Source organism: Sulfuricystis thermophila (genome assembly GCF_004323595.1).
Classification (GTDB): Bacteria; Pseudomonadota; Gammaproteobacteria; order Burkholderiales; family Rhodocyclaceae; genus Sulfuricystis; species Sulfuricystis thermophila.
This window is the reverse complement of sequence record NZ_AP019373.1, coordinates 2,110,019-2,133,895: the sequence shown is the minus strand read 5'-3', so window position 1 is coordinate 2,133,895 and position 23,877 is coordinate 2,110,019. Positions and strand designations below refer to the sequence as shown.

Genomic DNA, 23,877 nt, shown 5'->3' with positions numbered 1-23,877 from the left:
GTGATTGCCGGGGCGTCTGTGGACGGAGTAAGATCAACGCGTCTTATACGCGTGCCATAGCCGACGAGGAGAGTGTTTTGACCGTTGCCGAACTCATCCGCGCCCAAGCCGACGCACTGCCCGAGGACATGCAACGGGAGGCCCTGGACTTCCTGCTGTTCTTGCGCATGAAGGCCGCTCATGCCGGTCGTGTCAGCGGAGCAGACATGGAAATGCTGCGCTTCTTCGGTGCGGCTCCCGATTTTCCTGAGCGCTTGCCGGACGTTCCGCCAGCGGAACCCGCCCACTGGTAGCCTACGTGCGGCTGCTTTTCGACACCAACATTTGCATCGAAATCCTGCGCGGCAGGGACTCAGTCCTGCTAGCCCGCTACGCGTCGTTGCCACGCACCGACATTGCGCTTTGCGCCGTCGTCCGCAGCGAATTGCTGGCCGGTGCCTTGCTTTCGTCTCGTGCGGAAGAAAATCGGCGTATCGCCGAAGATTTCTGTGCGCTGTTTCCCTGCCTGCCATTCGATGCGCGTGCCGCCGATATCCATGCCGAATGGCATGCGCGCCTACGCAGCGCCGGAACGCTTATCGGCGCCCACGACCTGATGATTGCGGCTACGGCTCTTGCTCATGGGTTGAGTGTGGCCACTCGTAACACCGATGAATTCCGGCGTATCGAAACGCTTGCCATCGAAGACTGGCGAACTTGAAAGTCGGCGCTGGCGGGACGGCAAGACAAGACACGAAAACTTCCCGCCGTCCTGTCAATCCTTCTCGTACTGCCGGCGCAGACGCCTGAGCCCCTGGCGAAAGCTTTCGGCGTCGCCGTAGTCGAAAAAGCGCGGATAGCGTTCATGTGCCGCCTTCAGGCGCCGCGCATGCTTGATCGGGCACCAGTACTGCTCGGTGCGCGCTGCCACCTCGCGCGTGTAGGCCGCTACGCCGTTGGCATAGGAGCAGTAGAAGCAATTGATCTTTTCGACGATGTTCAGATAGGGCAGAAATTCACGGTCGAAGATGATGTAGTCGGCGCGCCGCACCTTCGGGATGCGGTAGATCGGAAAACAGACCGCCTGATAGACGGTGACGAACAGATCCATCAGCAGAAAGGGAATCCAGCCGGCATAGATGACCGGCGCGGTCAGGATCACCAGGAGGCGCGCCTGGCGCAGATAGCGCAGCAGGCCGACCTTGTAGCGCCGCTGCTGGCGGGCGAGCTCGCCGGCGAGGCGCGCGCGTTTTTGCTCGAACTCCATCAGCGCGGCTTGATATTCGGCTTCGATTTCTTCCTGCAATGCGCGCAAGCGTTCGAGCAGTTCGTCGAGATGGTGTTTCATGGCAGTCTGGACAGGTTCGAAAAGCCGCAGTATGCCGCAACGGTGCGGCTATACTGCACGATCACAACACAAGTCCGGCACGACCGGACGCTTCATTCAAGGAGGATGATCGATGGGCATGACCCAAGACGAACTCAAGCGAGCCGTCGCCCAGGCGGCGGCGGACTATGTCGCGCACAACGTGCCGGCCGGCAGCATCATCGGCGTCGGCACCGGCTCGACGGCCAATTTCTTCATCGACGCGCTGGCCGGAATCAAGGGCCACATCGCCGCGACGGTGGCGAGCTCCGAGGCGACGAGAAAGCGGCTCGAAGGACACGGCATCAAGGTGCTGGATCTCAACGACGTGACGACGATGCCGGTCTATGTCGATGGCGCCGACGAGATCACGGAAAGGCTCGAGATGATCAAGGGCGGCGGTGGGGCGCTGACGCGTGAGAAGATCGTCGCTGCCGTGGCCGAGAAATTCGTCTGCGTCTGCGACGCGAGCAAGCTGGTCGCCGTGCTCGGCAAGTTCCCGCTGCCCATCGAGGTGATCCCGATGGCGCGCGAGTACGTGGCGCGCGAGATCGTCAAGCTGGGGGGTCAGCCCAAGTTGCGCGAAGGCTTCGTCACCGACAACGGCAACGTGATCCTCGACGTGCATGGCTGGCAGATCAGTGATCCCGCCGGCCTGGAGACGACGCTCAACCAGATCGTCGGCGTCGTCACCAACGGCCTGTTCGCGCGCCGGGGCGCCGATTTGCTGCTGCTGGCGACGCCGGAGGGCGTGCGGCAGCTGACGCGCTGACCGGCGGCACGGCATCGATCCCTTGCAGACGGTGGCCGCTTGTCAGCCGTGACTGGCTTCGGCATGCAATTTCAATCCCAAGGCGCTGATCACCTTGAGGATCGTGTCGAAGCTCGGGCTACGTTCGCCCGAAAGCGCCTTATAGAGACTTTCGCGGGAAAGACCCGCGTCGCGGGCAACCTGTGCCATTCCTTTTGCGCGAGCGATGTCGCCGAGCGCCTTGGCGATAAAGGCCGCATCTCCGTTCGCTTCTTCTAGGCAGGCTTCGAGATAGGCGGCCATTTCTTCAGGCGTTCTGAGGTGTTCTGCAACGTCGTAGCGAGTGGTGACGATCTTTGCCATTGCAGCTACTCCAAAAGGTTTCTGGCGATACGCAAAGCTGTTTTGATGTCCTTGGCCTGAGTGCTCTTGTCACCGCCTGCCAACAAAATGATCAGCTTGCGTCCGCGCTGCTTGAAATACACCCGGTAGCCCGGTCCGTAGTCGATACGTAATTCTGAAACGCCTTCGCCAACGGGCTCGACATCGCCAGGATTCCCGGCCGCAAGCCTTTCGATCCTGGCCTGGATTCGGGCCCTCCCCTGGATATCACGAAGTCCATCGAGCCACTCGGCAAATAGGTCGGTCTTCCGAATCTCGATCATGCAATAATGTAGCCAATAGGCTACATCGTGTCAAACGGAAGCAAAGGATATTGAAAAGACACGCCGCTCAGCAAGCGGCTTGGCAGCGCTAGTCAGCTGCGCGGCGGCACGTAGCCCTGAACGCGGTCGGCGCCGGAACCGAAGAAGTGCTTTTGGCTCCGGCCGCTGCGCTTAACGTTCGCTTGCGCTCACGTTAGCCTCCGCCGAAAGCACTTTGAAACCCCTGCGAAACTGGCTGCGCGGGCGGTCTGCTGCGTTGCGCGGTACTCGCTCCCTCGCCTACCTACCAGGTATGTCTCGGTCGCTGCGCTCCGTGCGCCTTGCATCCCATCCCGCTCACGGCGTTTCGCAGGGGTTTCACCTTCTCTCCGCGAGATGTGCCTTAGCTGCGCGGCGGTACGTAACCCTGAACGCGGTCGGCGCCAGCGCCGAAGAAGTGCTTTTGGCTCCGGCCGCTGCGCTTAACGTTCGCTTGCGCTCACGTTAGCCTCCGCCGAAAGCACTTTTTTCTTCGTAAGACTTCGTTCAGCTGCGCGGTGGTACGTAGCCTTGAACGCGGTCGGCGCCGGAACCGAAGAAGTGCTTTTCAACCTGTTCGGCGAGATATTTGCGGTGTGAGGGATCGGCGAGGTTCAGACGGTTTTCGTTGATGATCATCGTCTGCATGCGAATCCACTGCTGCCAGGCTTCTTTCGAGACGTTTTCGAAGATGCGCTTGCCGAGCTCGCCGGGCAGCGGCGGAAAATCGAGACCTTCGGCCTCGCGGCCGAGCTTGACGCATTTGACGGTTCTGGCCATGGGGAATTCCTTTTTCGCGGGTTGGAATCCTCATTCTACAGATTCTTCACCAGCACCTTCGAGCGGCGCCGGAAGTTGTAGAGCTCGCGGCGCTGCTCGGGCAGCGCGCCGACATCGGTGGGCACGAAGCCGCGTTCGGTGAACCAATGTGCGGTGCGGGTCGTCAGCACGAACAGGCGTTTCAAGCCCAGCTTTTTCGCGCGCTGTTCGATGTGGCGCCGCAGCCGGTCGCCATAGCCGATCTCGCGGTATTCGGGCATCACCGCCAGACAGGCGAGTTCGCCAGCCTTGGCATCCGAAAACGGATACAGCGCCGCACAGCCGACCACCGTGCCGTCGAGCTCCAGCACCGAGAAGCGCTCGATCTCCATTTCGATGCGCTCGCGGCCGCGCTTGACCAGCGTGCCGTCCGCTTCCAGTGGCGCGATCAGCGCGAGGATCGCGGCGACGTCATGGATCGTCGCATCGCGGATGCGTTCGAGCGGTGCATGGGTGAGCACGGTGCCGATGCCGTCGCGCGTGAAGAATTCCATCAACATTGCGCCGTCGCGCCGCCGGTCGAGGAAGTGCACGCGGCCGACCTTGCCGCCGCGCACCGCGCGCAGCGCGCCCGGCAGCACCCGGGTCACTTCGGGCGACTGCTTGATGCGCTTCTTGAGCAGCGCCTCGCCCTCGTCGGCGGTGAGGGCGTCGATGCGCTGACCTTTGCGGTCGACGAGGCCCGGCGCATCGCAGAGGAAGATCAGCTTGTCGGCGTGGATGGCGCTGGCGACCGCTTCGGCGACTTCTTCCCAGGCGAGATTGAAGATCTCGCCCGAGGGCGAGGCGCCGATCGGCGAGATCAGCACGACGTTTTCCTGGGCGAGGTCGGCCTGGATTTCCTCGGCGATGACGTTACGCACCGCGCCGGTGTAGTGATGGTCGATGCCATCGACGACGCCGACCGGCTTGGCGGAGATGAAGTTGCCGCCGGTGACGCGCAGGAAGCCGCCGGCCAGCGGCGTGTTCGGCAGACCCTGCGAGAGCATCGCCTCGATCTCGATGCGGGTGACGCCCAGCGCGCGCTTGACGCATTCGAGCGCGGCGGCATCGGTGATGCGCAGCCCCTTGTGGAAGCGGGGTTTGAGGCCGCGCGCCGCCATTTCGGCGTCGATCTGCGGCCGCGCGCCGTGCACCAGTACGAGGCGGATGCCCATGCTGTCGAGGAGCGCGATGTCGTGGATCAGGGCTTGCGCGCTGGCGCGATCCTCGAGCGCTTCGCCGCCGAAGGCGATCACGAAAGTGCGGCCGCGAAAGGCATGGATGTACGGTGCCGCCTGGCGTACCCAGGCCACCAGTCGTTCGTCGCTGAGCGTTGCCTCGTTCGATTCCGTCATTGCCTGCCTTTCTTTCCTTTATCGCTGGCGGCGGGATTTTCTCCTGCCAGTGCCGCAGAGAGCCGTTCGCAGATGGTACGCAATACCTTGACGCGCGCATAGGCCTTGTCTTCCGCCTCGACCAGCGTCCAGGGCGCCGTGCCGGTGCTGGTGCGGTCGACCATGTCGCAGACCGCACGGTGGTAGTCATCCCATTTCTCGCGGTTGCGCCAGTCCTCGTCGGTGATCTTGAAGCGCTTGTAGTCGGTCTTCTCGCGTTCCTTGAAACGTCGCAATTGTTCTTCCTTGCTGATCTGCAGCCAGAACTTGACGATGACGGCGCCGGCCTGCGCGAGCTCGTGTTCGAAGTCGTTGATTTCCGAATAGGCGCGCAGCCAGTCGGCCTCGCCGCAAAAGCCCTCGATGCGTTCGACCAGTACCCGGCCATACCAGGAGCGGTCGAAGATCGTCACCCGTCCGTTGCGCGGTACGTGCCGCCAGAAACGCCACAGATAGGGCTGGGCGCGTTCTTCCTCGGTCGGCGCGGCGATCGGCACGATCTGGTACTGGCGGGCATCCATCGCCGTCGCGACGCGGCGGATCGCCCCGCCTTTGCCGGCGGCATCGACGCCTTCGAAGACGCAGATCAGCGAATGTTTCCGGAAGCGCGGATCGCGCACCAATTCGGACAGGCGTCCCTGCCAGTGCGCGAGCTGGGTCTCATACTGCTTCTTGGACAGCTTCTGCGTCAGGTCGAGCTCGGTGATCACGTCGCGGCCATCGATGTTCGGCTGGATCGGCGGTGCCACGGGGGTGGAATGCTTTTCCTGCTCGGCCAGCCGTTTCCTGATCGCGTCGAGGAGGATCTTGCCGACGGTCAAGCCGCGAAAGCGCTCGTCTTCGCCCGAGACGATGATCCACGGCGCCCAGGGCGTGTTGGTCATGCGCAGCACATGGCCGGCGACTTCCTGCAGCTGGTCGTAGGTCTTCAAGCGCTCCCAGTTCCATTTCGTCACCCGCCAGGCGGTGCGCGGGTCTTTTTCCAGTGCCTTCAAGCGTCGCTTCTGGCCTTCCTTGGTGAGGTGCAGCCAGAATTTGAGCACCAGCGCGCCTTCATTGACGAGCATCTGCTCGAAGCGGTTGATCTGGTCGATGCTCGCATCGAGCGCCGCCTGCTTCAGGGTACCGGCGATGCGCTCGTGGATCGGCCCCGAATACCACGAGCCGGCGAAGATGCCGATGCGCCCCTTCGGCGGCAGCGCGCGCCAGTAGCGCCACATCACGGGCCGTTCGCGCTCCTCGTCGGTGGGCGCGGAAAACGCCAGCGTCGACAGAAAGCGCGGGTCCATCCATTCGTAGAGCAGGTTGATCGTCTCGCCCTTGCCGGCGCCATCCTGGCCGGAAACCAGCACGATCACCGGAAACTTGCCCTGCTCCTTGAGCTCGTATTGTGCGTCGAGCAAATCGGTGCGCAGTCGCGGCACCGTGCTCTTCCAGGTGGCCTTGTCGATCTTGTGGCCGATTTCTGCGGATTCGAACAATTCATCCTCCCTAACGCGCTTGAAGGCAGCCATCACCCACGGAGGATGAAATACCCTTGCGCAAAATAAACACCTGCCACCCCCCGCCTGTCCCACGGCCGGCTTTGCACGGCCGGCCGGCGCAGGCGGAGAAGCAGTGCTTCGCGAAACTCCGCCTCCGCCCCTCCCGGGAGGGGAGACTGTTTGCGCGGCTTCGCCGCGATCGTTGATGGACGTCGCGCCACAAAGGCTGGCTCATTTTTTTGCTTTGGATCTCACGTTAAAAGTCGCCCCCCAGCGCCTGCAGCGCCGCCAACAGCGCCATACCGGCGGTCTCGGTGCGCAATACCCGTGGCCCGAGCCGCAGCACGGTGAAACCAGCGGCGTGTGCAGCCGAACGCTCCGCATCCTCCCAGCCGCCTTCAGGCCCCACCATCACCACGACCGGCGCCGTTGGCCTGGCCAGCGAGCGGAGCGTGTCCTCGCCTTGTGGTTCGAGCAGCAGACGACAGGCATTTTGCGCCTGCGCTGTCCCCAGATATTGAGGCAGGTCAAGGACCGGCATGACCGCTGGCACGCGGTTGCGGCCACATTGTTCGCAGGCGGTGCGGGCGATCGCATTCCAGTGCGCAACACGGCGCGCCATGCGTTCCGGAGAGAGCCGCATCACGCTGCGCTTCGCGGCGAGCGGCTGGATCGCGGCGACACCGAGCTCGACGCATTTCTCGACGATCCAGTCCATCTTGTCGCCGGCAGGCAATGCTTGCGCCAGTGTGACCTGCAAGGGGGATTCGCGTTCGATCGCGGCGAATTCGCCCAACAGCGCTTGTGCCGTGCCGCCAGCGCCGAGTTTGAGCGTCGCGCGCCACTCGCCGCCGTTGCCATCGAAGAGGATGAGATGATCGCCGCTTTTCATGCGCAGCACGCGCAGGGCATGATGGCCAACCGTCTCGGGCAGCTCGACGAGCGCACCGGGCGCCAGCGGAGCGGGGCAGTGGAAGCGCGGTATCATGACTGCATTATTCCACAACGACTGAACGGCTTAAGCGATGAAACTCTCGTGGTCCGTGTTGAAGAAGATCGCGCTTGCCCTAGGCGTTTTCGTCATCGTCACGCTGCTGTTCCTCTGGCAGGCGCTGCCGCGCCTCCTCCATTGGCAGGCCGAGAAATTCATCGCCGAAAAGACCGGCCATCGGCTCGTGATGGAGCCACCGGAGTTCAACCCCTTCGAGCTCAGCCTGCGTCTGGGCAAGCTGCAGCTCGTCGACCCGAGTGGACAACCGCTGCTGGCCTTCGACGGCCTGCTGGTCGATATTTCGGCGGCCAGCCTCACGCAGCGCGCGCTGGTGTTCGACGCGATCCGTCTCGACGCACCGGCGGCCACGCTCGTCGAACTGCCCGAAGGCAGGCTCAACTGGACGCCGTTGCTCGACGCGCTGAAGAGCAAGGAAGAAAGCCCCGAGGCAAAAAAGGGCCTGCCGCGGCTGTCGATTCGCAGCTTCGTGCTGACCGCAGGTCGCCTCGACTATGCCGACCGTCGGCGCACCGCGGCGGGTTTCAGCACACGCATCGAACCGCTGGATCTGGAGCTGAAGGAGCTGTCGACATTGCCGGACCAGGAAGGCCAATACCGGCTCACGGCACGCACGGCGCTTGGTGCGCAGATCGAGTTGGCGGGCAAGATCGATCTCGATCCGCTGCGTGTCGCCGGCACCCTTTCGCTGGCCGATCTGCAGCTTGCCAAGCTGGCGCCCTATCTGCAGAACGCGCTGCCCGTGCCGCCGGAAGGGGTGCTGGCATTGTCCGCCGAGGTAGTGGCGGGCAATGACGGCAAGCGCTTCGATGCGGCGGTCGACCATCTTCAGGCGAAAGTGATCGGGCTGCGCATCGCGCTCAAGGATGCCGCCGGTCCGGTGGCCAGCGTCGAAGCGATCGAGCTCGAGGACGGCCGCTTCCGCCTCGCCGACCAGCAGCTCGGCATCGCCGCGGTGAGCGTCGGCAACGGTCGGCTCGCGCTGCCGGGTGTCGACCCGTCGCCCCGATTCGCAGCGCTGCACGCCGAGGACATCCAGGTCAGGCTGGCCGAGCGCCGGGCATCGGTCGGCGGAGTTCGGCTCGAAGGCGGACGCGTCGAATTGCAGCGTGACCGGGCAGGGCGTATCGAACTCGTCGAAGCGCTGAAGGCGCTGGGCGCCGGCAAGCGGCCGGCAGACAAGGCCGCCGCCTCGGTCAGCGAAGCAGCACCGCTCTGGCGCTATCAGGTGGGCAAGGTCGAGGTCGCCGATCTCGGTTTGCGCCTCGTCGATGCGAGCGTCCAGCCCGCGTTCGAGCTCGTGCTCGAGCATGTCGCGGCGGAAACCACAGGGTTGAGTGAAGACATGAGCGCGCCGCTGCCGGTGAAGTTGTCATTCGACTTCGCCAGCGGCGGTCGCTTCGAAGCGCAGGGCAGGGTCGTGCCAGCGGCTGCCGCCGCCGATGTCGAATTCAGGCTCGCTGACCTGGCGCTCAAACCCGCCCAGCCTTTCCTCGCCGCGAAAACCACGTTGACCTTGGCCGATGGCAAGCTGTCGCTGCTCGGCCGGGCGCTCTACGACGACAAGGGCCCGAACGTGAAAGGCGAGTTCGCGCTCAAGGACCTGCGCCTGAGCGAACCGGGCAGCAGCAAGCCGCTGCTGGCCTGGAAGAGCCTGGCCACGCGGCGCTTTTCCTTTGCACCGAACCGGCTCGATCTCGGTGAGCTGACGCTCGCTGGCCTCGATACCCAGCTGCTGATCGACAAGGAAAAGAACATTAACGTGAAACGGGTGCTGAAAGCGCAAAGCGAAGAGAAGCCCGCCGCGGCGCAGAGCCCACCGAGTGCCGCTCCGCCAGCGCCGACTTTCACGGTGAATATCGACCGGCTGCGCTTCATCAAGGGCGAGATGGATTTCGCCGACGAATCGCTGATCCTGCCCTTCGCCACGCGCATCCATGACTTGCGGGGCAGCATTGCCGGCCTCTCGAACCGGCCCGGCGCGGTGGGGCAGATCGAGCTGGAAGGCGCCGTCGATGAATATGGCATGGCGCGCGCCGCGGGCCAGGTCGAGCTCGGCAACCCGACCAATGGCCTCGACATGCGCGTGCAGTTCCGCAACATCGAAATGACGCGGCTCACCCCCTACATGGCGACGTTCGCCGGGCGCAAGATCGATTCCGGCAAGCTCTCGCTCGACCTCGAATACAGGATCAAACAGCGTCAGCTCACCGGCGACAACCAGGTGATCATGGATCGGCTCACTCTCGGCGAACGCGTCGAGAGCCCGACGGCGAAGGATCTGCCGCTCGATCTGGCGATCGCCCTGCTGCAGGATGCCGATGGCCGCATCGATCTGGGCCTGCCGGTGTCCGGCAGTCTCGACGATCCGCAATTCAGCTATGGCGCGCTGATCTGGAAGGCGATCACCAACGTGATCACCAAGATCGTCACGGCGCCGTTCCGTGCGCTCGGCGCGCTGTTCGGCAGTGGCGAGCAGCTCGAGGAAATCACTTTCGAGCCGGGCGCTTTGGAACTTACGCCCCCCGAGCGCGAAAAGGCGATGAAACTGGCGACGGCGCTGGGCAAACGGCCGAAGCTCTCGCTCATGCTGACCGGCGTGTATGCCGATGCCGACCGCACCGCGTTGCAGGATGTGCGCCTGCGTCGCACCGTGCTGGCGCGCTCCGGCCAGTCCGTGCCGGAGACCGGCGATCCCGGTCCAATCTCGACCCAGCAGCCGAAAATCCGCGAGGCGCTCGAAGCGCTCTACAAGGAACGTTTCGGCGCCGCCGATCTCGCCGCGCTGAAGGAGGGTTTCCGCAAGGCCAATCCCGGCCAGCTCGAGGAGAGCGTCGCCGGCAAGTTCATCTCGAGGCTTTCCGGTCTGCTGCGCGAGAAGAAGACCCTGAGCGAGGATGAGATCGGACGCCTGAAAGGCGCCGATTTCTACGCCGTGCTGTTCGAGCGCCTGCGCGAGCGCGAGGAGATTCCGGATGCCCGCTTGCAGGAGCTCGCCCAGCAACGCAGCAATACACTGCGCGTGCTGCTCGAATCCGCGGGTGTGCCGGCGTCGCGCCTCACCGTCGCCGCCGCGGAAAAGGCGAAGGCGGAAGAAGTCTCGGCACGCGGCATCGCCCTGCGCATGGCACTGGAAACAGCGAAAACCAACCACTGAAGGAGAGAAAAAATGGTCAGCACCCCAACCCCTGTCTGTGATTTCGGCTGGAAGGCCGTCGATTTCGATCTGCCCGGCGTCGATGGCCGGCGCTACACCCTCGATACAGTGCGCGGGCCGAATGGACTGCTGGTGATGTTCATCTGCAACCACTGCCCGTATGTGAAAGCAGTGATCGACCGCATCGTGCGCGACACGCAGGAGCTGAAGCACTACGGCATCGGTTCGATCGCCATCATGTCCAACGACCCCAGCGACTACCCCGAGGATTCCTGGGACAACATGGTGAGGATCGCGCGCGAGAAGCAGTTTCCCTTTCCCTATGTGCTCGATGAAACACAGGAAGTCGCCAAGGCCTACGGCGCGGTGTGCACGCCCGACTTCTTCGGTTTCAATGCGAATCTCGAACTGCAATACCGCGGCCGGCTCGATGAGTCGCGCAAGGAGACCGCACCGGAAGGCGTACGCCGCGATTTGTTCGAGGCGATGAAGCAGATCGCCCAGACCGGCCAGGGCCCGCGCGAGCAGATTCCGAGCATCGGCTGCTCGATCAAGTGGAAAGCCGCATGAAGCGCCTCCTGCTCGCCGCGCTGGCGCTTTGCTGTGCATGGCTTGCCCATGCCGAAGACAATGTCCTGCTGATCCAGCAGGGCCCGCAGGGCTTCGTCGTCTGGCATGGCGAAGGGGAAAGCCGGCTCGACGACGACACGGCCCTCGAGCTGATGGCGAGCGCGACGCCGGAAGGCGGGCCGGAGCGGCCAACCGAGTTCGGCCCGGCGCGCGCCTATGAACTGCCGGAAGGCGTGCTGATCCGGCTGCCGGCCGCAGTGAAAGACCGGGCGCTGCTCGTCGACCGCGACGCCTGCGGCCACATCAAACTCTGGCATGCCGAAGGGACAACACAGCTCACCGATGCACAACTGACCGACATCGTCCTCTCCGCGCTGCCCGAGGGCGGACCGCGATTGCGGCTCGATGGCTACTACGCCAAAGCCTTCGTCGGCAAACTGGGCGTGACCGTCACGCTGTGGAAGGCGCCGCCAAGAAAATAAGTGCCCTCTATCCAGCGCCGATTTTCAGTGCGCGGTTTTCGCGCCCATCAGCGCCGGCGCCTCGGTGAGCAGGAAGGCGCGGAAGGCTGCGGCGAGCGGGAGCAGCTCCTTCTCGGCGCGCTGCACGACGAACCAGCGGCGCATCACCGGCGTGCCGGCGACCGGCAGCTGGACCAGCCGGCCGACCTCGCATTCGAGCGCGACGCTGTGCCCGGAGATGAAGGCTAGTCCCAGGCCGGCCATCACGGCCTGTTTGATCGTTTCGTTGTTGCCGGCGAGTTCGAGGAGCTGGCGCGGTGCGATGCCGGCATCGGCAAAGAAGCGTTCCATCGTCGCGCGGGTTCCGGAGCCGGGCTCGCGGATCAGGAAGGTCTCTGCGGCAAGGTCTGCCGGTGTCACGCGGGCGAGCCGTGCCAGCCGGTGATCAGGGGAGGCGACGATGACCAGCGGGTGATCGGCGAAAGGTTCGGCGACGGTGGGGAATTCCTGCGGCGGTTGGCCCATGATCGCCAGATCGATCTCGTTGTCGGCGAGTTGATGCACCACCGTCTCGCGATTGCCGACGCGCAGATCCAGCACGATGCCGTCATGACGACGGCGGAACTCGGCCAAGAGGCGCGGTGCGAAATACTTCGCAGTGCTGACGACGCCGATCGACAGACGGCCGCCCTTGACGCCTTTCAAGGCATCGAGCGCTTCTTCGGCCTCACGCAATTGCTGGGCGATGCGCCGGGCATGACGCGCGACTTCTTCCCCCGCCTGGGTGAGATAGACCTTCTTGCCGATCATTTCGGTGAGCGGCAGTCCTGCCAGCTCTTCGAGCTGCTTGACCTGCATCGACACGGCCGGTTGAGTCAGATGCAGTTCTTCCGCCGCGCGTGAGAACGACAGATGACGCGCGACGGACTCGAAGACCCTGAGCTGACGCAAGGTGACGTGCTTCATTTCATCCACTCCAGGCTGCCACGGGTGCCTCTTGGCACCGCTCACGGGCGCTACGCCCCCGCCCACGGCGGGCTCCCCTCCGCTGTTCGCGGTTTCAGTGCCGATTTTGTCTCATTTCGATCTTATCATCCAGATAAGAAATCGTGACTGTTGCTTATGGTCATTGATGGCTATCTTTCGCCGTCATGGAAACACTGCAAGCCCTGATCTTCGATGTCGATGGCACGCTGGCCGATACCGAGCGCGACGGCCATCGTCTGGCTTTCAATGCCGCGTTTGCGGAGGCCGGTCTGCCCTGGCACTGGGATGCCGCGCTCTATGGCGAACTGCTCGCGGTCACGGGTGGCAAGGAACGTATCCGCTTCTTCTGCGAGAAGCACTATCCGGAATTTTTGGAGCGGGCCGATGCCGATGAACGGATCAAGGCGCTGCATGCCGCCAAGACGAGGCACTACCTGGAACTGATCGACCAAGGCGGCATTCCGCTTCAGCCGGGCGTGGCGCGCTTGATGCGCGAAGCGCGCGCGGCGGGGTTACGGCTGGCGATCGCCACGACGACGACGCCCGAGAACGTCACGAGTCTGCTCAAGGCCAGTCTTGCACCAGAGGCCGAGTCCTGGTTCGAGGTGATCGGCGCCGGCGACGTGGTGCCGAAGAAAAAGCCGGCGCCCGACATCTACCTTTGGGTGCTCGAAAAGATGAAGCTGTCGCCTGCCGCCTGTCTCGCCTTCGAGGATTCCGCCAACGGGCTGAAAGCGGCACTCGCCGCAGGCCTGCCGACCCTCGTGACCGAGAGCGAATACACCCTCGATCACGATTTCACGGGGGCTTTCGCAGTGCTCTCCGACCTGGGCGAACCCGACAAGCCTTGCGAGGTACGGCGCGGCGACATGCATGGCAAGACTTTCGTCAATGTCGAGCTGCTGCGCCTCTGGCACGAGGAGATCATCAGAAATCGATGATGGTCACGATAAAAACACGTGACTGTTATTTATGAACGATTTGCTTAAGATGCTTGCATTGCTTCACTGAAAACGACACACCACCACTTACGGAGGAAACCCACGATGGCACTCGATCAATCCAGCCGCTACGCCGATCTCTCCCTGAAAGAGGAAGACCTGATCAAGGGCGGCAAGCACATTCTCTGCGCCTACAAGATGAAGCCGAAGGCCGGCTATGGTTATCTCGAGGCCGCCGCGCACTTTGCCGCCGAGTCCTCGACCGGCACCAATGTCGAGGTGTGCACCACCGACGATTTCACCAAGGGCGTCGATGCGCTGGTCTATCACATCGACGAGGCCACCGAAGAGATGCGCATCGCCTATCCGCTCGATCTCTTCGACCGCAACGTCACCGACGGTCGCATGATGATGGTCTCGTTCCTGACGCTGACCATCGGCAACAACCAGGGCATGGGCGACATCGAATACGCCAAGATGTATGACTTCTACATGCCCAAGCGCGCCATCGAGCTGTTCGACGGCCCGGCCAAGGACATCTCCGACCTCTGGCGCATCCTCGGCCGCCCGATCAAGGATGGCGGCTACATCGCCGGCACCATCATCAAGCCCAAGCTCGGCCTGCGCCCGGAACCCTTCGCCCAGGCGGCCTATCAATTCTGGCTCGGCGGCGACTTCATCAAGAACGACGAGCCGCAGGGCAACCAGGTGTTCTGCCCGATGAAGAAGGTGATGCCGCTCATTTATGATGCCATGAAGCGCGCGATGGACGAGACCGGCGAGGCGAAGATCTTCTCCGCCAACATCACCGCCGACGATCACTACGAAATGATCGCCCGCGGCGAATACATCCTCGAAACCTTCGGCCCCGATGCCGACAAGGTGGCTTTTCTGGTCGATGGTTACGTCGGCGGCCCCGGCATGGTCACCACGGCGCGCCGTTACTTCCCGAACCAGTATCTGCACTACCACCGTGCCGGTCACGGCGCGGTCACCTCGCCGCAGAGCAAGCGCGGTTACACCGCCTATGTGCTGGCCAAGATGGCCCGTCTGCAAGGTGCCTCCGGCATTCACGTCGGCACGATGGGTTACGGCAAGATGGAGGGCGACAAGGATGACCGTGCGATCGCCTACATCATCGAGCGTGACGAGTTCCAGGGCCCGGCCTACTACCAGAAGTGGTATGGCATGAAGCCGACCACGCCGATCATCTCCGGCGGTATGAACGCGCTGCGCCTGCCTGGGTTCTTCGAGAACCTCGGCCACGGCAACGTCATCAACACCGCGGGCGGCGGCTCCTACGGTCACATCGATTCCCCGGCCGCCGGCGCCAAGAGCCTGCGCCAGGCCTACGAGTGCTGGAAGGCCAAGGCCGATCCGATCGAATGGGCGAAGGAACACAAGGAATTCGCCCGCGCCTTCGAATCCTTCCCGCACGACGCCGACAAGCTCTATCCGGGCTGGCGCGAAAAGCTCGGCATCCACAAGTAAGTCGATTTCGGGCACTCTCCCCGCTGCGGCGGGGATTTTTCGCTGGCAATTCCTGACTTTTCTGATCGGATAACGAGATGACCGACAAGACGCAATACCTCGTCAAGCAGGAACCCTTTTACCAGCCGCAGGGCAGGGAGGTCGAGCTCTTCGCGGCAGCCTATGCCGCGCGGCTGCCGGTGATGGTCAAGGGCCCCACCGGCTGCGGCAAGAGCCGCTTCGTCGAATACATGGCCTGGAAGCTCGAGAAGCCCTTGATCACCGTGGCCTGCAACGAGGACATGACGGCTTCCGACCTGGTCGGCCGCTGGCTTTTGGATGCCAACGGCACGCGCTGGCTCGACGGCCCGCTCACCACGGCGGCGAGGATCGGTGCGATCTGCTATCTCGACGAGATCGTCGAGGCGCGCCAGGACACCACGGTCGTCATCCATCCGCTCACCGATCATCGTCGCGTGCTGCCGCTCGACAAGAAAGGGGAACTCGTCGAGGCGCATCCCGATTTCCAGCTGGTGATCTCCTACAACCCCGGTTATCAGTCCCTGATGAAGGATTTGAAGCAATCAACGAAACAGCGCTTCACCGCCTTCGATTTCACCTATCCACCGCCGGAGCTCGAAACGACGATCATCGCCAGGGAAACGGGCCTCGCGGAAGGCACCGCGGCAAAGCTCGTCAAGATCGGTGAGATTGGCCGCAACCTCAAAGGCCACGGCCTGGATGAAGGCATCTCGACGCGCCTGTTGGTCTATGCCGCGACCTTGATCCGCCGCGGCGTGCCGGAGACCGATGCCTGCCGCATGGCGCTGGTGCGCCCGATCACCGATGACGCCGACATCCGCGCCACGCTCGACCACGCCATCGACGCCACGTTCGTTTGAGGTGGCCGTGTCGTCCGCCGATCCGGCGCTTACCAGCTACCAGCACCCGCTGATGCGGGAATACTGGGCGCGCCTCGACACGCGCTTTCCGCAAGTCGCCGAGGTGTTCGAGGAAATGATGGCGGAGGCCCTGCTCGTCATCGAGCGCTCCGACTTCGATGCCTATCTCGATGCGGCGCGATACCTGGGCAAGCTCGGCCGCGGGCCGGAGCCGATGCTGGTGTTCCTCGAAGAGTGGCCGTCGGTCGTGCGCGCGGTCGGTATGGCGGCCTTGCCTGCCGTGATGGACTTCGTGCGGGCAATGCAAAAATCCCCCAACGGCAAGGCGATCGGTGCTTTTTTGCAAACCCTCGCCGCGGTGGCACGGCGGCTGCAATCGCAGGAACAGCTCGAAACCTATCTCGCCATCGCACGCGAGCTGATGATGCGCACCACCGGCTCGATCCACGGCCATCATGCAACCTTCCCGAGTCCGGGACTGCCGCACTTCTTCGAGCAGGCGCCCAGGCTGCTCGACGTGTTGAGCCTGAAAGGGCTCAAGAACTGGGTCGAATACGGCATCCGCAACTACGGTCACCATCCGGAACGCCAGCAAGACTATTTCGCGCTGCGGCTGGCCGACAGCCGCGCGGTCTTGCAACGGGAGCGACATGGCACCTTGTTTGCCGACGTCGAACGCCAGCTCGATCTCTACTTGCGCGGGCTGTGGAATGAGGCCGACCATCTGGTGCCCTATTCGACGGCCTTCGATGAGCTGCGCAAGCCGATGCCTTATTTCGACAAGCTGGGTTTGCGCGTTCCTGACGTCTATGACGACGCTCGCGGTGTCTCCGGCATCGACCGCTATCGGGCGACGCTGGCTCACATGGTCGGCCACCGGCGCTGGAGCGAGGCCCAGATCGCCGACAACTGGAGTCCGTTCCAGCGCCTGGCGGTCGAATTTCTCGAGGACGCGCGCATCGATTGTTTGTTGATGCGCGAATACCCGGGATTGGCGCGCATCTTCCTCGCGCTGCATCCGAAGCCCGTGGAGGATGCCTGTGATCCCGAAACCACCTCCTGCCTGCGTCACCGGCTGGCGATGCTCTCGCGCGCCTGCCTCGATCCGGCGCACGGCTACCGCGAAGCGGCGATCAATGAGACGGTGGCGCGCTTTCATGCGCTGCTGGCTTCCGGTACGTCGAACACTACCGCAATCGCCGAGCTTGCGCTCGCCTATGTCGCGAAGACACGCCGCCAGAGCGACCAGTTGCCGAAGGTGCGCTTCGAGGACACCGAGGTCGATTACCGCGACGACAACCGGCATCTGTGGCGCTACATCGAGGATTCCGACGACGAGGAATTCTTCGACGATCCCGACAGGCGGCTGGCGAAGGAGTCCGAAATCGTCGGCCTGCCGCCGCGCCACTATCCGGAATGGGACTACGGATCGAAGACCTATCGCCCCGACTGGGTGAGTGTCTATGAAGCGCTGCATCCGTCGGGCAATCCGGCGGACATCGATCGCTTGCTCGCCAAACATGCCGCGCTCGCCAAGCATCTCAAGCGCTTGCTCGATCTTTTGAAGCCGCAGGACAAGGTGCGCATCCGCTATCAGGAGGAGGGCAGCGAGCTCGATCTCGACGTGGCGATCCGCTCGCTGATCGACTTCAAGGCCGGCAGCCAGCCGGAGCCGCGCATCAACATGAGTCATCGAACCGATGGCCGCAATATCGCCGTGCTGTTGCTCGTCGATCTTTCCGAATCGCTCAATCAGAAAGTCGGCGCTGGCGGAAATCGGAGCGTCCCGCCGGGCGCCGACTCACCTCGAGAGGTCGGCGCTGGCGGCACGGCACAAACCATCCTCGAACTGGGCCAGGAGGCCGTGTCATTGCTCGCCTGGGCGATCGACCGCCTCGGCGACCCGCTGGCGATCGCCGGTTTTCATTCCAACACGCGCCACGAGGTGCGCTATCTGCACCTCAAGGGCTTTTCAGAACGCTGGGACGACACGGTGAAGGCCCGCGTCGCTGCGATGCAGGCACGCTTTTCGACCCGGATGGGCGCGGCGCTTCGGCATGCCGGGCATTATCTTTCCGCCCGCAAGGCCGACAAACGTATCTTGCTCGTCTTGACCGACGGCGAACCGGCCGACATCGACGTCACCGATCCGGAGCATCTGAAGGCGGATGCAAAGAGGGCCGTCGAAGAGCTCGATGCGCAGGGGATTGCGAGCTTTTGTCTCTCGCTCGATCCGAAGGCCGACGACTACGTGCGCGAGATCTTCGGCCACCGCTGGCGGGTGCTCGATCGGATCGAGCGGCTGCCTGAGCAGTTGCCGATGCTTTACCTGAGCCTGACGAAATGAAAACAAACGCCAGCGCCGATAGTCGGCGCTGGTGCGAGGGCAAAAGAAAGCTATTGGGCCGTCTGGCTGGTAGAAGACGTAACCTTTTTAGTCGAGGACTTGGTTTTCGGCTTGGTGGTCGGTGCAGGGGCAGGTGCTGGCGCGGGTGCGCCATCGACCTGCAGCTTGCCGCCAGTGCCCAATCCCTGCCCTTGGACCTGCTGTGCCTTGTAATTTCGCAAAGCGCGGATCATCTGGTTGTAGGCGTCGGTAAAAGCCGCGACGACGACCTTGCCCTGAGGGGTATTCGAATAACCGCCGAGACCGGCGCCTGCGCCGCCGCCGATCAGCAAACCACCGAGACTGAAGTCGGTGTTCTTGGAAGCGCCTTGAGAAGCTGCAATCTGCACGCCGGATCGGTTGTCGATCAAGGTCAGCATCACGGCTGCCTCATTGGTGCGGATTGAACCGGCGATTGCGCCAATGAGTCCCAGTCCGCCGCTGACACCCGCCAAACCACCCCCAGCGCCACCCGTATTGCGTGCAGAAACGAGAACTTCAGGAGAAATGCTGTAATCCGCCGCAACCATCTGACCACCACCGAAATTGCTGCCAGCCCGGGCTTGACCCGCTCCGGCAATCTGTCGTTCGCGTTCCATCATTTGGAAGGCGCGGCCACGTTCGACCACGACGAAGCAATTGCTTTGCTGCATGAGCAAACGCAGCACGGGGGTAGTCGAACCGAGCTTGTATTCAGTGGTGAAAATACGATACCAGTCTGCAGTGGTTTCCTCGACCAGTGCTGCAGTACCTAACGGGCTATCGCATTTTTCGAGCTGGGTGTTGGCATTTTCAGCAGAGGACCCGGCTGCAGAGCCAGTGGCCACGGTTTCTGCATCCTTGGAGCCGATGGTAGGCCCGGTGCTGACGCAGCCAGCCATAAACAAGGCTATGAATATTGCGCTCGGGATGGAGTAACGAAAAGCAGGCATGGAAAGCTCCCCTTCTTGAAGTTGTCGAGTCCAAGTTGGCAAGTAAGCTCGCACCATGGGTAGGCGCGAAAACCATGGGTAGGCGCGAAAAAAATCCCCAACCCAACTATGCCAACCGCTGGAGTCGTCAAAAACCGCTGAAGATGTTCAGGGCACCCTTTTGAGGGCTTGGAAACCCCTTCTGCAGCAGTTTGACGGCGCCGATTATAGGTGGCTGTATTCCAGTTGTCATCCTGTGCCGAGCGGACAATCCCACGAGATGCTGCGCTGCAGCGGTAATCGTCTTATTCACACCATAAGAAAAAGTGACTTGTTCTTATGGGTGCTGTTCTTTAGAGTCCGCTTATCTGCACGGCGGCCCTGCTTGAGTCGGGTTGGAAGAGCAGGTCGCCGGCTAACCGTTTCTCCACTCCCTCTGGCGTTTAGCCAGTTTTGCCCCGCCCCCTCCGTAAGGCGGGGGCGGGGATTTTTCTCGGGCATGGGAATGCGGCCTGCAGATACCTAGAATAAGTCGTTTTTCACTGGCGGCCAACGATTAGGAGGGGAACATGGAAACAGGGCGCGTTACGCTGTCCCAGTTCATGAACGAATTTCAGCGGAAGATTCCCGGTACGACCGGGGATTTCACCGGCCTGCTCACCGATATCGCTACGGCGAGCAAGGTGATCGCCAACGTGGTCGGCAAGGGTGCGCTGATCGCCTCCGGCAAGGAGTTGAACCAAAAGATCGAGGCCTTGGCCAACGATGTCATGCTCCAGGCAGCGATGGCGACGGGCCATCTCGCTGCTATGGCTTCCGAGGACATCGATGGCATCGTCCAGGCCCAGCCGCGCGGCAAGTATCTGCTGGCGTTCGATCCTCTCAATGGTTCGGGCAATCTCGACATCAATTTCCAGACCGGCACGATCTTTTCGATCATGCGCGCGCCCGATCCGAAGCGCAAACCCAAAGAAGAGGATTTCCTGCAGCCCGGCAAGGAAATGCTCGCGGCAGGCATCGTCCAGTATGGCGCCTCGACACGACTGATCCTCACGACGGGCCACGGCGTGGATGGCTTCACCCTCGACCGTGAGATCGGCGAGTACATACTCACCCACCCGCAGATCAAGATTCCCACCGAGGCATCGACGTTTGCGATCAACGCGTCGAACGAGAAATACTGGGAACCGCCGGTGCGCCGCTATGTGCATGAGTGTATGCAGGGCAAGGATGGCCCACGCGGCAAGGATTTCGGCATGCGCTGGGTGGCGTCCTTGGTCGCCGAGGCCTACCGTATCCTGACGCGCGGCGGTGTGTTCCTCTATCCGCATGACGAACGCACCCGCGGGCAGGGCGGTCGCCTGGGTCTGATCTATGAGACCAGCCCGATCGCTTTCATCATCGAACAGGCCGGCGGTGCGGCAATCACCGGCAGAAACCGCATTCTCGACATCAAACCGTCCGAGTTGCACCAGCGTGCGCCGTTCATCTTCGGTTCGAAGGAAGAGGTGGAGCGCATCCACCGCTATCATCAGGAATACATCGAGGGCAAGGATCTGGAGAGCTACGACATGCCGTTGTTCTCGACCCGCAGCCTGTTCCGCTAGGATTCGTTTCATTTCTCCAGGAGACGCACATGTCGGTCAAGCACCCCATCATCGCCATCACCGGCTCGTCCGGCGCAGGCACGTCCACGGTGACGAAATCCTTCCAGCATGTTTTTCGCCGTGAAAAGATCACCGCCGCGATCATCGAGGGTGATTCCTTCCATAAATACGATCGCAAGCAGATGAAGGAAGTGGCCGCCGAGCAGGCCAAGAAGGGCAACAACCACTTCAGCCACTTCGGCCCCGAGGCCAACGAGCTCGAACTGCTCGAGCAGCTGTTCAAGCAATACGGCGAGACCGGCACCGGCAAGCGCCGCTACTACCTGCACAACCACGAGGAAGCTGCGCCCTGGAACCAGGAGCCGGGCACGTTCACGCCCTGGCAGGACCTGCCGCCCTCCGATCTGCTGTTTTACGAGGGCCTGCACGGCGCAGTGGTCACCGACAAGGTGAACGTCGCCCAGCATGCCGATCTCTTGGTCGGCGTGGTGCCGATCATCAACCTCGAATGGATCCAGAAGCTGATCCGCGACAAGGGGGCGCGCGGTTACTCGACCGAGGCGGTGGTGGACACGATCCTGCGCCGCATGCCCGACTATGTGAACTACATCACCCCGCAGTTCTCGCGCACGCATGTGAACTTCCAGCGCGTGCCGACCGTGGATACCTCGAACCCGTTCATCGCCCAGGATATCCCGACCCCGGACGAGAGCTTCGTCGTGATCCGCTTCGCCAACCCGAAGGGCATCGATTTCCCATATCTGCTGTCGATGATCCACGATTCCTTCATGTCGCGCCCCAACGTCATCGTCGTGCCGGGCGGCAAGATGGAACTGGCGATGCAGCTGATTTTCACGCCGATGATCCTGCGCCTGATGGAAAACAAGCGCCGCGCGATGGCGATCTGAGCATAGACACGCAAACCACGAACGAGGGGAATCGCGCATAATTACGCGTTTCCCCGGGAGGAAAATTTCATGTCTGCAACCTTCAGCGATTTCGAACCCCCTGTCTTCAACAACCTCACCAGCGCGATCCGCGCACTGGCCATGGATGCCGTCGAAAAGGCCAAGTCGGGCCATCCCGGCGCGCCGATGGGCATGGCCGAGATTGCCGAGGTGTTGTGGAACCATCATCTCAAGCACAACCCGGCCAATCCCAAATGGGCCAACCGCGACCGTTTCGTGCTCTCGAACGGCCACGGCTCGATGCTGCTCTATGCCCTACTGCACCTGACCGGCTATGACCTGACGATCGAGGACATCAAGCAGTTCCGCCAGCTGCACAGCAAGACGCCGGGTCATCCGGAATACGGCTATACGCCGGGTGTCGAGACCACCACCGGCCCGCTGGGGCAGGGCATCACCAACGCCGTCGGCATGGCGATGGCCGAAAAGTTGCTGGCTGCCCAGTTCAACAAGCCGGGGCATGAGATCGTCGATCACCGCACCTGGGTGTTCCTCGGCGACGGCTGTTTGATGGAAGGCATCTCTCACGAGGCCTGTTCACTCGCCGGCACGTGGGGTCTGGGCAAGCTGACCGCCTTCTGGGACGACAACGGCATCTCGATCGACGGCCATGTCGAGGGCTGGTTCACCGAGGATGTCTGCAAGCGCTTCGAGGCCTATGGCTGGCACGTGGTGCGTAACGTCAATGGCCACGATCCCGAGGCGATCCACCGGGCGATCGAGGAAGCGAAGAGCGTCACCGACAAACCCAGCTTCATCCAGTGCAAGACCATCATCGGCGCGGGTTCACCCAACAAGGCCGGCACGCATGACGTGCATGGTGCACCCTTGGGCGAGGCCGAAATCGCCGCCGCACGCCCGCACATCGGCTGGAACTTCCCGCCGTTCGAAATCCCCCAGGAAGTCTATGAAGCGTGGGATGCGAGGAAAAAGGGCGCGGTGCTGGAAGCTGACTGGAACCGCAAATTCGAGCACTATGCCAAGGCGTATCCCGCCGAGGCTGCCGAATTCAAGCGCCGCATGGCCGGCGAGCTGCCCGCCAACTGGCCAGAGATCGTGCGGCAGGCCATCGAGGCGATCAACGCCAAGGCCGAGACCGTCGCCACGCGCAAGGCGAGCCAGATCGCGATCAATGCCCTGGCACCCGCGCTCCCCGAATTCGTCGGCGGCTCGGCCGACCTCACCGGCTCGAACCTGACCAACTGGACGGGCTGCAAGCACGTCTTCCAGAAGGAGCCGGGCAATTACATTTCCTACGGCGTGCGCGAGTTCGGCATGGCGCACATCATGAACGGCATGGCGCTGCACGGCGGCATCCTGCCCTTCGGCGGCACCTTCCTGATGTTCTCCGAATACATGCGCAACGCCATCCGCATGTCGGCGCTGATGAAGCAGCGTGTGATCTATGTGTTCACGCACGACTCGATCGGTCTCGGCGAAGACGGCCCGACGCACCAGCCGATCGAGCAGATCGCCACGCTGCGCCTGATCCCGAACATGGATGTCTGGCGGCCGTGCGATACCGTCGAGACCATCGTCGCCTGGACCCAGGCGGTCGAGAAGCGCAACGGCCCCACTGCACTTTGCCTGTCGCGCCAGAACCTGCCGTTCATCAAGCGTGATGCCGCGACGATCGCCAACATCGCCAAGGGGGGTTATGTGCTGTCGCCGGCCAAGGGCAATGCGCGCGCGGTGATCATTGCCACCGGCTCCGAAGTCGATCTGGCACTGAAGGCGCAGGAGACGCTCGCCCAGCAGGAAATCCAAGTCACCGTCGTCTCGATGCCGAACACCAATGCCTTCGACCGCCAGGACCAGGCTTACAAAGACAGCGTGCTCCCCAAGGGGCTGCCGAAGATCGTCGTCGAAGCCGGCGTCACCGATGGCTGGTGGAAATACATCGGCGGCGAAGGCGCGGTGATCGGCATCGACCGTTTCGGCGAATCCGCCCCGGCCGGCGTGCTGTTCAAGGAGTTCGGCTTCACCGTCGCGAACGTCGTGAAGGCCGTCGAGCAATTCATTTGATCAAATCAAGACCAAGGAGAAACTC

Annotated in this window: 22 protein-coding genes; 13 read left to right on the top strand and 9 right to left on the bottom strand. The window is 62.7% G+C overall.

Going from position 1 to position 23,877, the window contains the following annotated elements; all coding sequences use genetic code 11:
* Positions 1–77 precede the first annotated feature (77 nt).
* Together M52SOB_RS10775 and M52SOB_RS10770 are read left to right on the top strand one after the other, a co-directional pair.
* Positions 78–293, top strand: a complete 216-nt coding sequence (locus M52SOB_RS10775) for a hypothetical protein (protein ID WP_131111809.1) — start codon at positions 78–80, stop codon at positions 291–293.
* 5 nt (positions 294–298) lie between these two features.
* The gene (locus M52SOB_RS10770) at positions 299–700 is read left to right on the top strand and encodes a type II toxin-antitoxin system VapC family toxin (RefSeq protein ID WP_172601818.1); all 402 of its coding nucleotides are present in this window, start codon (positions 299–301) and stop codon (positions 698–700) included.
* A gap of 54 nt (positions 701–754) precedes the next feature.
* Here M52SOB_RS10770 and M52SOB_RS10765 read toward each other — a convergent pair whose 3' ends face one another.
* Complete coding sequence (locus tag M52SOB_RS10765; protein ID WP_131111807.1) at positions 755–1,327, bottom strand: hypothetical protein; 573 nt, start codon at positions 1,325–1,327, stop codon at positions 755–757.
* Positions 1,328–1,445: 118 nt separating this feature from the next.
* On the opposite strand from M52SOB_RS10765, the gene rpiA reads away from it, so the two are divergent.
* Complete coding sequence (gene rpiA / locus M52SOB_RS10760) at positions 1,446–2,117, top strand: ribose-5-phosphate isomerase RpiA (RefSeq protein ID WP_131112521.1); 672 nt, start codon at positions 1,446–1,448, stop codon at positions 2,115–2,117.
* A 42-nt stretch (positions 2,118–2,159) separates the two neighbouring features.
* Here rpiA and M52SOB_RS10755 read toward each other — a convergent pair whose 3' ends face one another.
* The 6 genes from M52SOB_RS10755 to M52SOB_RS10730 form a co-directional block, all read right to left on the bottom strand.
* Positions 2,160–2,459 carry an addiction module antidote protein gene (locus tag M52SOB_RS10755; RefSeq protein ID WP_131111806.1) on the bottom strand — a complete coding sequence of 100 codons (300 nt, stop codon included), beginning with the start codon at positions 2,457–2,459 and terminating at the stop codon, positions 2,160–2,162.
* Positions 2,460–2,464: 5 nt separating this feature from the next.
* The gene (locus M52SOB_RS10750) at positions 2,465–2,761 is read right to left on the bottom strand and encodes a type II toxin-antitoxin system RelE/ParE family toxin (RefSeq protein WP_131111805.1); all 297 of its coding nucleotides are present in this window, start codon (positions 2,759–2,761) and stop codon (positions 2,465–2,467) included.
* A 525-nt stretch (positions 2,762–3,286) separates the two neighbouring features.
* Positions 3,287–3,559 (bottom strand): oxidative damage protection protein, encoded by a 273-nt coding sequence (locus M52SOB_RS10745; RefSeq protein ID WP_131111804.1) that lies wholly within the window; start codon positions 3,557–3,559, stop codon positions 3,287–3,289.
* 35 nt (positions 3,560–3,594) lie between these two features.
* Positions 3,595–4,935 (bottom strand): amino-acid N-acetyltransferase, encoded by a 1,341-nt coding sequence (gene argA, locus M52SOB_RS10740; protein WP_131111803.1) that lies wholly within the window; start codon positions 4,933–4,935, stop codon positions 3,595–3,597.
* Entirely contained in the window at positions 4,932–6,455 is a 1,524-nt protein-coding gene (pap, locus tag M52SOB_RS10735) for a polyphosphate:AMP phosphotransferase (protein WP_131111802.1), read from the bottom strand. Before pap ends, argA begins: the two co-directional genes overlap by 4 nt.
* A 259-nt stretch (positions 6,456–6,714) precedes the next feature.
* Complete coding sequence (locus M52SOB_RS10730; protein WP_131111801.1) at positions 6,715–7,446, bottom strand: 16S rRNA (uracil(1498)-N(3))-methyltransferase; 732 nt, start codon at positions 7,444–7,446, stop codon at positions 6,715–6,717.
* Between the two features lie 37 nt (positions 7,447–7,483).
* Between M52SOB_RS10730 and M52SOB_RS10725 the strand changes: the two genes are divergently transcribed.
* Genes M52SOB_RS10725 through M52SOB_RS10715 form a run of 3 tightly spaced genes read left to right on the top strand, consistent with a single transcriptional unit; the run spans position 7,484 to position 11,676 of the window.
* Positions 7,484–10,624 (top strand): DUF748 domain-containing protein, encoded by a 3,141-nt coding sequence (locus M52SOB_RS10725; RefSeq protein ID WP_131111800.1) that lies wholly within the window; start codon positions 7,484–7,486, stop codon positions 10,622–10,624.
* A 12-nt stretch (positions 10,625–10,636) separates the two neighbouring features.
* The gene (locus tag M52SOB_RS10720; protein WP_131111799.1) at positions 10,637–11,194 is read left to right on the top strand and encodes a thioredoxin family protein; all 558 of its coding nucleotides are present in this window, start codon (positions 10,637–10,639) and stop codon (positions 11,192–11,194) included.
* Positions 11,191–11,676: a hypothetical protein gene (locus M52SOB_RS10715; RefSeq protein WP_131111798.1), complete on the top strand. Its 486-nt coding sequence runs from the start codon at positions 11,191–11,193 to the stop codon at positions 11,674–11,676. Before M52SOB_RS10720 ends, M52SOB_RS10715 begins: the two co-directional genes overlap by 4 nt.
* A gap of 24 nt (positions 11,677–11,700) precedes the next feature.
* Here M52SOB_RS10715 and M52SOB_RS10710 read toward each other — a convergent pair whose 3' ends face one another.
* Positions 11,701–12,621 carry a LysR family transcriptional regulator gene (locus M52SOB_RS10710; RefSeq protein ID WP_131111797.1) on the bottom strand — a complete coding sequence of 307 codons (921 nt, stop codon included), beginning with the start codon at positions 12,619–12,621 and terminating at the stop codon, positions 11,701–11,703.
* Between the two features lie 185 nt (positions 12,622–12,806).
* Between M52SOB_RS10710 and M52SOB_RS10705 the strand changes: the two genes are divergently transcribed.
* From M52SOB_RS10705 to M52SOB_RS10690, 4 genes are all read left to right on the top strand, one after another.
* Entirely contained in the window at positions 12,807–13,583 is a 777-nt protein-coding gene (locus tag M52SOB_RS10705; RefSeq protein ID WP_131111796.1) for an HAD family hydrolase, read from the top strand.
* 105 nt (positions 13,584–13,688) lie between these two features.
* On the top strand, positions 13,689–15,074 hold the full coding sequence (locus M52SOB_RS10700) for a ribulose-bisphosphate carboxylase (RefSeq protein WP_131111795.1): 1,386 nt from the start codon (positions 13,689–13,691) through the stop codon (positions 15,072–15,074).
* A gap of 77 nt (positions 15,075–15,151) precedes the next feature.
* On the top strand, positions 15,152–15,955 hold the full coding sequence (locus tag M52SOB_RS10695) for a CbbQ/NirQ/NorQ/GpvN family protein (protein WP_131111794.1): 804 nt from the start codon (positions 15,152–15,154) through the stop codon (positions 15,953–15,955).
* Positions 15,956–15,962: 7 nt separating this feature from the next.
* Entirely contained in the window at positions 15,963–18,302 is a 2,340-nt protein-coding gene (locus M52SOB_RS10690; RefSeq protein WP_348542193.1) for a nitric oxide reductase activation protein NorD, read from the top strand.
* Positions 18,303–18,352: 50 nt separating this feature from the next.
* Here M52SOB_RS10690 and M52SOB_RS10685 read toward each other — a convergent pair whose 3' ends face one another.
* On the bottom strand, positions 18,353–19,273 hold the full coding sequence (locus tag M52SOB_RS10685; RefSeq protein WP_131111793.1) for a CsgG/HfaB family protein: 921 nt from the start codon (positions 19,271–19,273) through the stop codon (positions 18,353–18,355).
* Positions 19,274–19,821: 548 nt separating this feature from the next.
* Between M52SOB_RS10685 and M52SOB_RS10680 the strand changes: the two genes are divergently transcribed.
* The 3 genes from M52SOB_RS10680 to tkt all read left to right on the top strand — a co-directional run bounded on the left by M52SOB_RS10680 (position 19,822) and on the right by tkt (position 23,852).
* A complete protein-coding gene (locus M52SOB_RS10680) occupies positions 19,822–20,859 on the top strand; it encodes a class 1 fructose-bisphosphatase (protein ID WP_131111792.1) in 1,038 nt (345 codons plus the stop codon).
* 29 nt (positions 20,860–20,888) lie between these two features.
* Positions 20,889–21,767, top strand: a complete 879-nt coding sequence (locus M52SOB_RS10675; protein WP_131111791.1) for a phosphoribulokinase — start codon at positions 20,889–20,891, stop codon at positions 21,765–21,767.
* 69 nt (positions 21,768–21,836) lie between these two features.
* Positions 21,837–23,852: a transketolase gene (gene tkt / locus M52SOB_RS10670; protein WP_131111790.1), complete on the top strand. Its 2,016-nt coding sequence runs from the start codon at positions 21,837–21,839 to the stop codon at positions 23,850–23,852.
* Positions 23,853–23,877: the final 25 nt, after the last annotated feature.